At 63.5% G+C, this 13,761-nt stretch carries 15 protein-coding genes; 2 read left to right on the top strand and 13 right to left on the bottom strand.

The window, feature by feature from the left end; all coding sequences use genetic code 11:
- Positions 1-49 precede the first annotated feature (49 nt).
- From msrP to G3O00_RS11895, 4 genes are all read right to left on the bottom strand, one after another.
- Positions 50-1,045, bottom strand: a complete 996-nt coding sequence (gene msrP / locus G3O00_RS11910; protein ID WP_011350687.1) for a protein-methionine-sulfoxide reductase catalytic subunit MsrP — start codon at positions 1,043-1,045, stop codon at positions 50-52.
- Positions 1,046-1,203: 158 nt separating this feature from the next.
- On the bottom strand, positions 1,204-2,394 hold the full coding sequence (ccsB, locus tag G3O00_RS11905) for a c-type cytochrome biogenesis protein CcsB (RefSeq protein WP_011350686.1): 1,191 nt from the start codon (positions 2,392-2,394) through the stop codon (positions 1,204-1,206).
- A gap of 4 nt (positions 2,395-2,398) precedes the next feature.
- On the bottom strand, positions 2,399-4,615 hold the full coding sequence (locus tag G3O00_RS11900) for a cytochrome c biogenesis protein ResB (RefSeq protein WP_206143049.1): 2,217 nt from the start codon (positions 4,613-4,615) through the stop codon (positions 2,399-2,401).
- Between the two features lie 231 nt (positions 4,616-4,846).
- Complete coding sequence (locus G3O00_RS11895) at positions 4,847-5,500, bottom strand: c-type cytochrome (RefSeq protein WP_011350684.1); 654 nt, start codon at positions 5,498-5,500, stop codon at positions 4,847-4,849.
- Between the two features lie 214 nt (positions 5,501-5,714).
- Here G3O00_RS11895 and yihA point away from each other — a divergent pair, with 214 nt between their 5' ends.
- Entirely contained in the window at positions 5,715-6,374 is a 660-nt protein-coding gene (gene yihA, locus G3O00_RS11890; protein ID WP_011350683.1) for a ribosome biogenesis GTP-binding protein YihA/YsxC, read from the top strand.
- A gap of 252 nt (positions 6,375-6,626) precedes the next feature.
- Positions 6,627-7,625, top strand: a complete 999-nt coding sequence (gene hemB, locus G3O00_RS11885) for a porphobilinogen synthase (RefSeq protein WP_206143048.1) — start codon at positions 6,627-6,629, stop codon at positions 7,623-7,625.
- A 154-nt stretch (positions 7,626-7,779) separates the two neighbouring features.
- Here the strand turns inward: hemB and dsbD are convergent, their stop codons facing one another.
- The 9 genes from dsbD to infA form a co-directional block, all read right to left on the bottom strand.
- The gene (gene dsbD / locus G3O00_RS11880) at positions 7,780-9,633 is read right to left on the bottom strand and encodes a protein-disulfide reductase DsbD (protein ID WP_206143047.1); all 1,854 of its coding nucleotides are present in this window, start codon (positions 9,631-9,633) and stop codon (positions 7,780-7,782) included.
- On the bottom strand, positions 9,626-9,952 hold the full coding sequence (gene cutA, locus G3O00_RS11875) for a divalent-cation tolerance protein CutA (RefSeq protein WP_206143046.1): 327 nt from the start codon (positions 9,950-9,952) through the stop codon (positions 9,626-9,628). The genes dsbD and cutA overlap by 8 nt, the downstream gene beginning before the upstream one ends.
- A 202-nt stretch (positions 9,953-10,154) precedes the next feature.
- Positions 10,155-10,550 carry a 50S ribosomal protein L17 gene (gene rplQ / locus G3O00_RS11870; RefSeq protein WP_006477175.1) on the bottom strand — a complete coding sequence of 132 codons (396 nt, stop codon included), beginning with the start codon at positions 10,548-10,550 and terminating at the stop codon, positions 10,155-10,157.
- 137 nt (positions 10,551-10,687) lie between these two features.
- Entirely contained in the window at positions 10,688-11,665 is a 978-nt protein-coding gene (rpoA, locus tag G3O00_RS11865; RefSeq protein ID WP_006477176.1) for a DNA-directed RNA polymerase subunit alpha, read from the bottom strand.
- Positions 11,666-11,789: 124 nt separating this feature from the next.
- Positions 11,790-12,413 carry a 30S ribosomal protein S4 gene (rpsD, locus tag G3O00_RS11860; RefSeq protein ID WP_011350679.1) on the bottom strand — a complete coding sequence of 208 codons (624 nt, stop codon included), beginning with the start codon at positions 12,411-12,413 and terminating at the stop codon, positions 11,790-11,792.
- Positions 12,414-12,567: 154 nt separating this feature from the next.
- Positions 12,568-12,969, bottom strand: a complete 402-nt coding sequence (gene rpsK, locus G3O00_RS11855; RefSeq protein WP_004197937.1) for a 30S ribosomal protein S11 — start codon at positions 12,967-12,969, stop codon at positions 12,568-12,570.
- 28 nt (positions 12,970-12,997) lie between these two features.
- Complete coding sequence (rpsM, locus tag G3O00_RS11850) at positions 12,998-13,363, bottom strand: 30S ribosomal protein S13 (protein ID WP_006477178.1); 366 nt, start codon at positions 13,361-13,363, stop codon at positions 12,998-13,000.
- A gap of 38 nt (positions 13,364-13,401) precedes the next feature.
- Positions 13,402-13,518, bottom strand: coding sequence for a 50S ribosomal protein L36 (gene rpmJ / locus G3O00_RS11845; protein ID WP_004199844.1), 117 nt, complete (start codon positions 13,516-13,518; stop codon positions 13,402-13,404).
- 20 nt (positions 13,519-13,538) lie between these two features.
- Positions 13,539-13,757: a translation initiation factor IF-1 gene (gene infA, locus G3O00_RS11840; protein ID WP_004521905.1), complete on the bottom strand. Its 219-nt coding sequence runs from the start codon at positions 13,755-13,757 to the stop codon at positions 13,539-13,541.
- Positions 13,758-13,761 lie beyond the last annotated feature (4 nt).

Genomic DNA, 13,761 nt, shown 5'->3' with positions numbered 1-13,761 from the left:
GCTGGCGGAGTCAGCGTCGAAGAGGGCATATCGCTTCTCACCGTCGCCCTCAGAAATTCTTCTTCAGGTCCATGCCCTGATACATCGACGCGACGAGATCGCCGTAGCCGTTGAACATCAGCGTCTTGCGCTTCGGCGTGAAAAAACCGTCCTCGCCGATGCGCCGCTCGGTTGCCTGGCTCCAGCGCGGATGATCGACGTTCGGGTTCACGTTCGAATAAAAACCGTACTCGTTCGACGCATACGTATTCCAGCTCGTCTTCGGCTGCTTGTCGACGAAGCGGATCTTCACGAGCGACTTCGCGCTCTTGAAGCCGTACTTCCACGGCACGACGATCCGTACCGGTGCGCCGTTCTGGTTCGGCAGCACCTGCCCGTAGACGCCCATCGTCAGCAGCGTCAGCGGATTCATCGCCTCGTCCATCCGCAGCCCTTCCGAGTACGGCCAGTCGAGCACCGGCGTCGAGAGGCCCGGCATCTGCGACGGATCGGCGAGCGTGATGAACTGCACGTACTTCGCGTTGCCGGTCGGCTGCACGCGCTTGATCAGCTCGGACAACGGCACGCCGATCCACGGGATCACCATCGACCATCCCTCGACGCAGCGCAGCCGGTACACGCGCTCCTCGAGCGGCGCGAGCTTCAGCAGTTCGTCGAGATCGAACACCTTCGGATGCAGCACCTCGCCCTCGACGCTCACGCGCCACGGGCGCGGGCGCAACGTGCCGGCGTTCTGCGCGGGGTCACTCTTGTCGGTGCCGAATTCGTAGAAGTTGTTGTAGGACGTGATGTCCTTGAACGGCGTCACCTTGTCGGCCGCGACGAACTTCGGATTCGTCTTCGCCGCCAGCTTCGCGGCCCGCGCGTCGGGCGACGCATAGGCGGCAAATGCCGCACCGCTGCCGCCGAGCAGCCCGCCCGCTGCCGCGAGGCCGGCCGCCTGCAATACGCGCCGCCGGTTCTCGAACACTGCACGCGGCGTGATTTCGCCGGGCGCGATATCGCCGCCGGTCAGTACGTTCCGCAAAGGGCGTTTGATCCACATCGTGCTGCTCCTCCTGCATGCGCCGCGCGCAGCTTCATGAGCGTTCGACCCGACCCGTCTTGCGCCGTTCGACGCCCGGACCGCCCGCCCGTTACAAAAGAAAACCGCCGGGCACACGGTGCACCGGCGGTCTCATAGTCGGACGAACAGCGGAAATCTTACAGCTTGCCGTAGCTGTGCAGCCCGGACAGGAACATGTTGACGCCCAGGAACGCGAAGGTCGTCACGAGCAGGCCCGTGAGCGCCCACCATGCGGCCACCGTGCCGCGCAGGCCCTTCATCAGGCGCATGTGCAGCCACGCCGCGTAGTTGAGCCACACGATCAGCGCCCAGGTTTCCTTCGGGTCCCAGCTCCAGTAGCCGCCCCATGCTTCGGCGGCCCACAGCGCGCCGAGGATCGTCGCGATCGTGAAGAACGCGAAACCGACCGCGATCGACTTGTACATCACGTCGTCGAGCACTTCGAGCGTCGGCAGGCGATCCGCGAGCACGCCGCGCTCCTTCATCAGGTACGCAACCGACACCATCGCCGACAGCGCGAAGCTGCCGTAGCCGATGAAGTTCGCCGGCACGTGGATCTTCATCCACCAGCTCTGCAGCGCCGGCACGAGCGGCTGGATCTGCTGCGCATCGCGCGCGACCGAGTACCACATCAGGAAGCCGACGGCCGCGCTGATCACCAGCAGCACGAACGCGCCGAGCGCGCGCGTGCCGTAGTGGCCTTCGTAATACAGATAGAGCAGCGCGGTGATCAGGCTGAACAGCACGAACACTTCATACAGGTTCGACACCGGAATGTGCCCGACGTCCGCGCCGATCAGGTAGGACTCGTACCAGCGCACCATCAGCCCGGTGAAACCCATCAGCACGGCGACCCAGGTGAGCTTCTGGCCGATCGCGGAGCCCGACTCCGAGCGCGCGAGCAAGCCGATCCAGTAGAAGATCGTCGCGAGCACGAACAGCGCGCTCATCCACAGGATCGCGGACTGGCTCGACAGGAAGTACTTGAGGAAGAACGCCGAATCGGCGCGTGCGAGATCGCCCTGGTAGATCTGGATCGACAGCAGTGCCAGCACCGCGATCGACGCCATCATCAGCCGCGCGGGCTTCCAGCGCCAGCCGAGCGTGATGAGCGCCGGCACGGTGCCGATCATCACCGCCTTGTCGTAGTAATCCATGTGCGCGTTATAGTGCACGAGCGCATAGCCCGCGCCCACCACGAGCGCCAGTGCGAACAGCCAGTCGAGCAACGACAGGCGCGCGAGGAACGGACGGTCGTCGAACAGCGGCGCCATAACCGGAGCCTGGGCCGACGCCCGATGGGAAGAGGAAACTTGCGTGAGATCCATGATGTTACCGGGTGGAATTCTCGGAATCGGAACCGCCGCCGGCAGGCGGACGGGCCGTCGATGCCGCACCGGCCGGCGCGGCGTCGCGAGGTGCGGCGTGCAACGCGGCACCGGCCGCATCGCGCGTCTGCACGAATTCTTTCTCGAAATCGAAGGTCTTGCGGGCCGTGGACATTGCCATCACCACATCGACGCCCGAACTGGCGTCCTTCAGCCAGAACCAGAGGCGCCGCTCGCGCACGTAGAACATCGAGAAGATGCCGGCGACCAGCAGCAGGCTGCCAAGATACACCAGATTCTTGCCGGGTGCGCGCGTCAACTGAAATACCGAAGCTTGCACCTGCTTGAATGAGTCAAGCTGCAAATAGACCGGCGATCCATACAAAAAGCTGTCAGATAGCGCATTGATGGCATTCTGCACGAAGCGGATCGTGTCGGTGCCCTGCTGCGCCGCCGGCTCGCCCGCGCGCTCGCGCGCGATCTGCCAGACCTCCCACATCGAGCCTTCGAGCATGCGCAGCAGCAGGCTCGCGGCCTTTTCCTGCTCGGCCTTGGGCACCGAGCGGTCGATGAACGTCGCGACAGCCTGGAAGCCGCCGATCGGCTGGCCGTCGGCGCCACGGCCGACGCTGTCGTCGCTCGCCGCAAAAAGGGTCAGCACCTTCAGTGCGCTGTCCTGCAGGCGGCTGCGCAGCGATGCGTCGGTGCCCGGCAGCGAACGCTGCGCGAAGCGCGCGGCGGCTTCGGCGCGCGCGGACGGATCCTCGAGCGCGGCGCGCAGGTGCATCCATTCGCCAATCGAATCCTGGCTGTCGGCCGGAATCCGCATGTAGCGGAACGGGTCGTTCGGGCTCGCACGCACGCCGGCGAGGAACACGCGCTCGCCATTCATGTCGACGGGCAGCATGTAGTTGTTGAATTCGCGCGCCTGGCCGTCCTTGCCGCGGATCTTGTACTGCACGGACGGGCCGATGTTGTGGAGCTGCGTCGGCTTCGACGTCTTGGCGCCGGAGCCGAGCCGTTCGTCGAACACTTCCCGCAGCGAGCTCGTCGTCGCGACACCGCGCACGTCCGGCTTGCCGTTCGCGTCAGCCATGTTCTCGACGTTGATCGCACGGAAATCGGAGAACTCGATCGTGTCGCCGTCGTTGCCCGGCATCTGCAGCGGCGCCGAACTGCCGATCGTCCCCTTCACGGGGAAGGTCGTCGCGTTGCCGCCCGTCATCGGGTAGGCCGTCATCTGCATCTGCGAGCCGCCGTCCTGGAAGCTCGACTGGTAGATCGACACGCCCTTGTACGTGAACGGCTTGTTGACCTCGACGCGCGCCGGGATCTTCTGGCCGGTCTCGCGATCGATCACGACGATGTCGCTCGCGAACAGCTTCGGCATGCCCGTCGTGTAGTAGTCGACGATGAACTTGTTGAGCTGGATCGAGAACGGCAGGTCCTGGATCAGCGAGCCGCTCGGCTGGTTCAGGATCGCGGTCGACACGAACTGCCCCTCGGGCACCCACGCGTAGCCGCGGAACGTCGGGTTCGACGCGGACAGGCGGTGGTCGGGCGAGATCTCGCTGATCGTCGCGCTCGTGTTGACCGGGCTCTTGCCGAACATCCACATCTGGAATTTGATCGGCAGGTTGCTGTCGAGCAGGCCGCCGATACAGATCACGACGATCGCGAGGTGCGCGGAGATGTAGCCCCACTTGGTCATCGCCCCGCGCTTCGCGGAGATCAGCGTCGCGCCGTCGTTCTCGCGCACGATGTGCTTGTAGCCGGCCTTGGTGACGAACGTGGCGAGCGTCGCCGTGACCGTCGCGCGCGTGCCGGACGTCGTGTATTCGGCCTTGTGGTGGAACGCCCGCAGGCTGCCTTCGCGAACCTTGTCCTTCCAGCTCTTCGCATCGGCGAGCATCTTCGGCGCGTTGCGGATCACGCACAGCGAGATCGAGATGACGAGGAAGATCAGGATCAGCATGAACCACCACGCGCTGTACACGTTGTACAGGCCGAGCGAGCGGAAGATGTCCGCCCAGAACGGCCCGAACTGATTCACGTAGTTCGGATACGGATCGTCCTGGGTCAGGACCGTGCCGATGATGCTCGCAATCGACAGCACCACCAGCAGCGCAATTGCGAAGCGCATCGAGCTCAGCAGCTCGACCGCGCGCTTCGACGCACCCTGACCCGACTTCGACTGCAACCCCGACGTGGTAACGCTCATTCAAACTCCGACTAAGGGGAAACAGCCCCCAACGCTCACTATGTTCGCTTTGGGGAGCACAGCCCCCCATTCCCGGCATGCCTCTTCATCCTGGCTTGGCATGGCTCGGCCCGGCGAGTGCTGACAACAAAAAAGGGCAAGGCGACCGCAACCGTGCGGCGCCCCACCCTTTTCTTGTTCTGACTCCGGCCGCCCTTCGGGCGCCCGGTCATTCCATTCGCGGCTGACCGCTCAACGCAGGCCCGCGATGTAATCCGCGACGGCCTTGATCTCGTTGTCCGACAGCCGCGTCGCGATCTGATGCATCGCCTCGTTGTTGTTACGCGCACCGGCACCCTGCTGGAACGCGGTCAACTGCGCGACCGTGTAATCGGCCCATTGCCCCGACAGACGCGGGTATTGGACCGGGATCCCTTGCCCTGTCGGCCCGTGGCAACTCGCGCAGGCGGGGACGCCCTTCTCCGCGATGCCGCCGCGATAGATCTTCTGGCCGATCGGCACGGTTGCCGCATCGCGCGCGGTGCCGAGCTTCGTCGTCTGCGACCCGTAGTACGCGGCGACGTTGCGCATGTCGTCCGCGCTCAACGCGCTCGCGAATCCGACCATCACCGCGTTGGTACGCACCGGCCCCTTCGCGCCCGGCTGCGTCTTGAAGTCGTTCAACTGCTTGACCAGATATTCGGGATGCTGGCCGGCAAGCTTCGGAAAACTGCCCGACGCGCTATTGCCGTCGGCGCCGTGACACGACGCACAAACCTGCCCGGCAATTGCCTTGCCACGGTCGAGATCCGGCTTTGCCGCATCCGCCGCGTTTGCCTCCGCTACGAAACCTACGAACCCTGCTGCAACCTGAAGCACCATCAGAGACTTGCACAGTCGATTCATTCGCACACCCTGTTTCGTCTTGTGGGAATTTGAGGTTCTGCAAAAAACGACGGCGTTCAGTCTACCGCAGAAGCTACATAAAAGCGCGAGGCAGGCGCCCGGTAGCCTTCGGTAAAACCGCCGTATTGTACAATATCGTGTTGAAAGCTCCCGCGCCTATCGGGGCTACCCCGCCTCCACCAAGCGGCTCGCGCCGCCCGTCCTTCCGGTTCCCATGGCCTTTCTGCTCCATCAAGCCCGCTTCTACACGACCGTCAACCATCTGCGCGACCTGCCGCCGACGGTCCAGCCGGAAATCGCGTTCGCGGGCCGCTCGAATGCCGGCAAGTCGACGGCGATCAACGTGCTGTGCAACCAGAAGCGGCTCGCCTTCGCGTCGAAGACGCCCGGCCGCACGCAGCATATCAACTACTTCTCCGTCGGCCCGGCCGACGAGCCCGTCGCGAATCTCGTCGACCTGCCCGGCTACGGCTACGCGGAAGTGCCCGGTGCCGCCAAGGCCCACTGGGAAATGCTGCTGTCGTCCTACCTCGCGACCCGTTCGCAACTTTGCGGCCTGATCCTGATGATGGATTCGCGCCGTCCGCTGACCGACCTCGACCGCCGCATGATCGAGTGGTTCGTGCCGACCGGCAAGCCGATCCACACACTGCTGACGAAGTGCGACAAATTGACGCGGCAGGAAAGCATCAATGCGCTGCGGACCGCGCAAAAGGGTCTCGATGCGTATCGTGACCAGGGCGTCCAGGGCAAGCTGACGGTTCAGCTGTTCTCGGCGATGAAGCGCGTTGGGCTCGACGAGGCGCACGAATTGATCGAAAGCTGGGTGCGGCCGTCCGTCGCCGACGAAAAAAGCGAGCCTGTAGCACAATGATCGGGCAACGCGCGGCCGGGATCGGCGGCGCGCACCTGACGGCGCCTGCGGTTTCGGCCGGCTCATAAAAAAACCCGCCGTTGAACGGCGGGTCAAACAGCCTAATCGAAAAACGACAGGCACCCGCTCAGGGAGGAGAAGCGGGGAGCTGCACGCGACGCGTGCCGCTCGATCGCTATCATATACCAACGCTCCCGAAAATGACCTAAGGGTTCCGTAAGGTCTTACTGCCCCGATTTCTACCCAATCGCCATGAGCTTCCATCCGCTTCATCGTCCGCGCCGGATGCGCCGCGACGACTTCTCCCGCCGCCTGATGCGCGAAAACCGCCTGACCACCGACGACCTGATCTATCCGGTGTTCGTCGTCGAAGGCACCAACGAACGGCAGCCGGTACCGTCGATGCCCGGCGTCGAACGCGTGTCCGTCGATCTGCTGATGCAGGTCGCCGAGCAGTGCGTCGAACTCGGCGTGCCCGTGCTGTCGCTGTTCCCGGCCATCGAACCGTCGGTGAAGACGCCTGACGGCCGCGAGGCAGCCAATCCGGAAGGCCTGATCCCGCGCGCGGTGCGCGAGTTGAAGCAGCGCTTCCCCGAACTCGGCGTGCTGACCGACGTCGCACTCGATCCGTACACGAGCCACGGCCAGGACGGCGTCCTCGACGAAAACGGCTACGTGATCAACGACGACACGATCGAGATCCTGATCGACCAGGCACGCGTGCAGGCTGAAGCCGGTGTCGACATCGTCGCCCCGTCGGACATGATGGACGGCCGCATCGGCGCCATCCGCGAAATGCTGGAAAGCGACGGCCATATCCACACGCGAATCATGGCCTATTCGGCCAAGTTCGCGTCGGCGTTCTACGGCCCGTTCCGCGACGCGGTCGGCTCGGCATCCAACCTGGGAAAGGGCAACAAGATGACCTACCAGATGGATCCGGCGAACAGCGACGAAGCGCTGCGCGAAGTGCGCCTGGACATCGACGAAGGCGCCGACATGGTGATGGTCAAGCCCGGCATGCCGTACCTCGATATCGTGCGCCGCGTGAAGGACGAGTTCCGCTTCCCGACCTACGTGTACCAGGTGAGCGGCGAATACGCGATGCTGAAGGCCGCCGCGATGAACGGCTGGCTCGATCACGACAAGGTCGTGCTCGAATCGCTGCTCGCGTTCAAGCGGGCGGGCGCCGACGGCGTGCTCACGTACTTCGCACTCGACGCTGCGCGTCTGCTGAAAGCGCAACGCTGATTGCCCGCCGGCAGGCGGAAAGCAAAACGGCGGGACACTTCGGTGTCCCGCCGTTTTTTTTCGCTGTCGATCGGGACCGTCTGCCCTTGTCGATCGTCAGCTCAGGCCACGCCAACGCGCCGGTTCGCCACCAGCACGCTCGCGATACCTACAGTCATACCGTCGGGACCGCAGCCCGGTCGAGGCTGCGCAGGAACGTCTCAGCGGCCTGATAGCCGACCACGCGCCCGATTTCGTTGCCGTTGCGATCGAAGAAGATGATGCCCGGCGGCCCGAACAGGTTGAAACGCTTCAGCAGCGCCTGGTCGTCCGGGTTGTTCGCGGTGACATCCGCGCGCACGAGGTGAAGCTGCGCGAGCCGCGCCTGCACGCGCGCGTCGGTAAACGTCAGATGCTCCATCTCCTTGCAGCTCACACACCAGTCGGCGTAGAAGTCGAGCATCACGGGCTGGCCCGACGTTTTCAGCAGCGTGTCGAGTTCGCCGCTCGAGCGCACCGATGCGAATGCAGGCCCGTCCTGCGCGGCGGCCGTACCTGCCGTTGCAGCGCCGCCCGACGCAACCGTGCGTGCTGCCAGCACCGCCAGCGGCTTGACCGGATCGGTCGATCCCGCGGCCAGGCCGACGAGCAGTGTGGCCGCCCAGATTGCGAGTGCCGCGCCCACGCCACGGCCGAGACGACGCCAGATAGACGTGGCGCCGGCATTCGGCGTGAACAGCCCGAGCGCCGCGGCCGCGATCAGCAGCCACAATGCAGCGAGCACCATCTTCAGGCCACCGGCCAGCACCGGCCACACGATCCACAGCGCGGCCGCGAGCAGCACGATGCCGAAGAACACCTTCACGCCGTCCATCCATGCGCCGGCGCGCGGCAGCACCGTCCCCGCACCGACGCCAACGACCAGCAGCGGCACGCCAAGCCCCAGCCCCATCGCGAACAGCGCGGCACCGCCGAGCAGCGCATTGCCCGTGTGCGCGATGAAGGCGAGCACCGCGAACAGCGGCGCCGTCATGCATGCGCCGACGACCAGCGCGGACAGCGCGCCCATCGCCGCGACCGCGACGAAATGGCCGCCCTGGCGCGCGCCCGATGCCTCGGCTGCGCCGTTCTGCCAGCGCGCGGGCAGCGCGATGTCCTTGCCCGAGATCAGCGAGACGGCGAACGCGGTCAGCAGCACGCCGAACGCGCCGAGCACCCACGGGTTCTGCAGCCACGCGCCGAGGCTCTGGCCGACCAGCGCCGCGGCGATGCCGAGCACCGTATAGACCAGCGCCATGCCGACCACATAGGTCAGCGACAGCGCGAAGCCGCGCGCATGCGTCGCGCGCGTGCCCTGGCCGATGATGATCGCCGACACGATCGGGATCATCGGGTACGAGCATGGCAGCAGGCTCAGCACGACGCCCGCGACGAAATACAGGGCGACGATCGTGAAGAAACCGTGCCCTTCCAGCAGCGACTGCGCGAAATCGGCACTCGTAACCTTGTCGAACCAGCTGCCGGCGGCCGCCGCATCGCCGGACGACGGGGACGAAGCAGCCCCCAACGCGGCGCCGTCGACCTTCACGACGTGCTCGGCCGGCGGATAGCAGATGCCTTCGTCCGCACAGCCCTGCGATGTCACCGCGAGCTCGAACGGGCCCGACGCCTGCTTGACGGGCACGTGCACGACGACTTCGTCACGGTAGGTCTCGACGTTCTTCTGGAACGTCTGGTCGAACTTCACGTGGCCGGCCGGGAATTGCGGATCGCCGAGCGTCGCCTGCCCGCTCTTTACCGCGAACGCGAACCGCTCGCGGTACAGGTAGTAGCCGTTGGCGACCTTGAAGCGGACGTCCACCTGTCCCGGCGATTCGCTCGCACTGAACTTGAACGCCACCGACGGATCAAGGAAATCGTCGGCAGCGCGCGCGACCGACAGGCTGCCCAGCACGAGCATGAACGACAACAGGACTGCGAGGAACCGCAGCGCGCGCACGCGGACGGGAAGCGCCATACCGTTAAACATGAAATAGACGTTGAGTTTCGCTGGTCACCCACTGACCGTACGCGGCCAATGCCGTCGTCTGCCACGAGACGATTTCGGGCGTCTCGTAAGGATGATGCGCGAGAATAAATCGCTCCAGTTCGAGCGCCCGCACGGGGCTCGTCTTGAACAGCAACTGGATCTCGTCGGCCGTTTCGACCTTGCCCTGCCAGTGATAGCGCGACTTGATCGCACCGAGCTCCGACACGCACGCGGCAAGCCGGGCATCGAGCGCACCGTCGGAAAGCACCTTGGCGGCCTCGGCATCGGGCACCGTCGTCAGCATCAGCACCACTATCATCCGCGCCCTCCTGGCTGGTCTATCGGCTCCTGCCGACGCGGATTGCCCATCTGGGGAGCGCGCCGGCTGCCCCGTATCGTAGCGCAGCCCGCGCAACGCTGCCGGCACCGCCCTGCGACAATCGATCGCAGCCGGCGCCGGAAAAACAAAAAGGGCCAAGCAATCGCTCGGCCCCTTTCAGATACTGCTGCGTACCGGAAGCTTACTCAGCTTCTTGCACGTTTTCCGTTTCGTCGACTTCCGGACGATCGAGCAGCTCGACCAGTGCCATCGGTGCGTTGTCGCCCACGCGGAAGCCGAACTTCAGCACGCGCAGGTAGCCGCCCGGACGGTTCGCGAAACGCGGACCGAGCACGTCGAACAGCTTCGCCACCGAGTCACGATCGCGCAGGCGGTTGAACGCCAGGCGACGGTTTGCCAGCGACGGCTTCTTGCCGAGCGTGATCAGCGGCTCGACGACTTTACGGAGTTCCTTCGCCTTCGGCAGCGTCGTCTTGATGACTTCGTGCTCGATCAGCGAGTTGGACATGTTACGGAGCATAGCCAGACGGTGGCTGCTCGTGCGGTTCAGTTTCCGCAGACCATGACGATGGCGCATTTCAGTTTCCTTGATTCAAAGTTTTGATCCAGCTCTTCTATCGCACCTCGAAGGGTGCACGGGCCGGTAGCGAAAAAAGCAAGATGCGGATTTTAAAGGAAAATCCGCATCTTTGCCAACTACAGCATCAACCAGGCTTACTTGTCGAGACCAGCCGGCGGCCAGTTCTCGAGCTTCATGCCCAGCGTGAGACCGCGCGAAGCGAGCACTTCCTTGATCTCGTTGAGCGACTTGCGACCGAGGTTCGGCGTCTTCAGCAGCTCGTTTTCCGTGCGCTGGATCAGGTCGCCGATGTAGTAGATGTTCTCGGCCTTCAGGCAGTTCGCCGAACGAACCGTCAGCTCGAGATCGTCCACCGGACGCAGCAGGATCGGATCGATCTGCGGTGCACGCGACGGCGCTTCGGCTGCCGTTTCCGTGCCTTCCAGCGCCGCGAACACGGACAGCTGGTCGACCAGGATGCGGGCCGATTGACGGATCGCTTCTTCCGGCGTGATCACACCGCTCGTCTCGATGTTCATCACGAGCTTGTCGAGGTCGGTACGCTGCTCGACACGTGCGCTTTCGACAGCGTAGCTCACGCGGCGAACCGGCGAGAACGATGCGTCGAGGACGATGCGGCCGATGATCTTGGCCGTGTCTTCGCCGTAGCGACGGACGTTGCCGGGCACATAGCCGCGACCCTTTTCGATCTTGATCTGAACGTCGAGCTTGCCGCCCTTCGACAGGTGCGCAATCACGTGATTCGGGTTGATGACTTCGCAGTCGTGAGCCAGCTCGATATCGCCGGCCGTGACAACGCCTTCACCTTCCTTGCGCAGCGTAACCGTCACTTCGTCACGGTTATGCAGCTTGAACACCACGCCCTTCAGGTTCAGCAGCAGGTTGACGACGTCTTCCTGCACGCCATCCAGCGTCGAGTACTCGTGCACCACGCCCGCGATCGTCACTTCGGTCGGCGCGTAGCCAACCATCGACGACAGCAGCACGCGACGCAGCGCATTGCCCAAGGTATGGCCGTAACCGCGTTCGAACGGTTCCATGACCACCCTCGCGTGGTTCTCGCCCAGCGATTCCACGGCGATGATCTTGGGTTTCAGCAAACTGGTTTGCATGGGCTTTCCTTTTCAATACCCTCGGCTCGTTACACCGATAAGGCTGACCGGTAACAACCAGAAAATAAACAGCCGAGGCCCCTCCTTGCGCAACGCAATCGGGGTACCTCGGCCGTCAATCGGATTAACGCGAATACAATTCGACGATCAGGCTTTCGTTGATGTCGCCTGCGATTTCAGCGCGTTCCGGCATTTGCTTGAACGTGCCTTCGAACTTCTTCGCATCGACTGCAACCCAGCTCGGCATGCCGCCTTGCTCAGCCAGCGACAGCGCTTCGACGATACGCGCTTGCTTCTTCGCCTTTTCGCGGATCGCGACGACGTCACCCGACTTCACTTGCTGCGACGGGACGTTCGCAACGACGCCGTTCACGGTGATCGACTTGTGGCTCACCAGCTGACGCGCTTCAGCGCGGGTCGAGCCGAAGCCCATGCGATACACGACGTTGTCGAGGCGCGACTCGAGCAGTTGCAGCAGGTTTTCACCCGTGTTGCCCTTGCGGCGGTCGGCTTCAGCGAAGTAACGGCGGAACTGACGTTCCAGCACGCCGTAGATACGCTTGACCTTCTGCTTTTCGCGCAGCTGCGTACCGTAGTCGGACGTACGTGCGCCCGAGGTACGGCCGTGCTGACCCGGCTTGCTGTCGAGCTTGCACTTGTCGGCGAGCGAGCGGCGTGCGCTCTTCAGGAACAGGTCGGTGCCTTCACGGCGGGACAGCTTGGCCTTCGGGCCGATATAACGTGCCACTTTGCATTCCTCTATCAATCAGTCACGCAGATCTGAATCCGCGCTAGTTCGCGCCCTTTGGGGCGAACGGTGGGCTTAGTCAATCAAAAAAGCAACGCCCGTCGACGCTGAGCGGCGACAGGCAATGTGCTAGCACGAACGTGCCAGCACACCTTTAGATACGACGACGCTTCGGCGGACGGCAGCCGTTGTGCGGAATCGGGGTGACGTCCGAAATCGCGGTGATCTTGATGCCGAGGCCGTGCAGTGCGCGCACTGCCGACTCACGACCCGGGCCCGGGCCCTTGATCCGCACTTCCAGATTCTTCACGCCGTATTCCATCGCGACGCGGCCAGCCGACTCGGCTGCGACCTGGGCAGCGAACGGCGTCGATTTGCGCGAGCCCTTGAAGCCCTGACCGCCCGACGTCGCCCATGCCAGTGCATTGCCTTGGCGATCGGTGATCGTGATGATCGTGTTGTTGAACGACGCGTGAACGTGAACCACGCCTTCAGCGACGTTCTTCTTAACCTTCTTGCGAACGCGTTGCGCCGCGGTGTTCGAAGCCTTAGCCATTACGTTTTCCTGTAACTGTCAGTTCCGCTTACTTCTTCAGCGCTTGCGCTGCACGACGCGGACCCTTGCGAGTACGTGCGTTCGTACGCGTACGCTGACCGCGCATCGGCAGGCCCTTGCGATGACGAACGCCACGGTAGCAACCGAGGTCCATCAGGCGCTTGATGTTCATCGTCACTTCACGGCGCAGATCGCCTTCGACGACAAACTTGCCCACTTCTTCACGCAGCTTTTCCAAGTCTGCGTCGGTCAAGTCCTTGACCTTCTTCGAAAAATCGACGCCAGCTGCCACGCAGATGCTGCGCGAACGGGTGCGGCCGACACCAAAGATTGCCGTCAGGCCGATCTCGGTGTGCTGGTGATTCGGGATGTTAACCCCTGCGATACGAGCCATTGTTTTTCCTCAAACAAAAAGCGCAAACAAACGCGCGGTCAGCCTTGGCGCTGCTTGTGGCGCGGATCCGAGCTGCAGATCACGCGAACGACGCCTTTGCGCTTGATGATCTTGCAATTGCGGCAAATGCGCTTAACCGATGCCATCACTTTCATGATAATACCCTTTTTTCAAATCACTTCGCCCGGAACACGATCCGCGCACGAGACAGATCGTAAGGCGTCAATTCAACCGTCACCTTGTCGCCAGGCAGGATGCGGATGTAGTGCATCCGCATCTTCCCGGAAATATGCCCCAACACGACATGGCCGTTTTCCAGCTTCACACGGAAGGTCGCATTCGGGAGGTTTTCGATCACCTCACCCTGCATCTGGATTACATCGTCTTTGGCCATAGTC

It is taken from the genome of Burkholderia sp. Ac-20384 (assembly GCF_017104605.1).
Taxonomy (GTDB): domain Bacteria; phylum Pseudomonadota; class Gammaproteobacteria; order Burkholderiales; family Burkholderiaceae; genus Burkholderia; species Burkholderia lata.
This window is presented reverse-complemented; position numbering and strand designations above follow the sequence as displayed.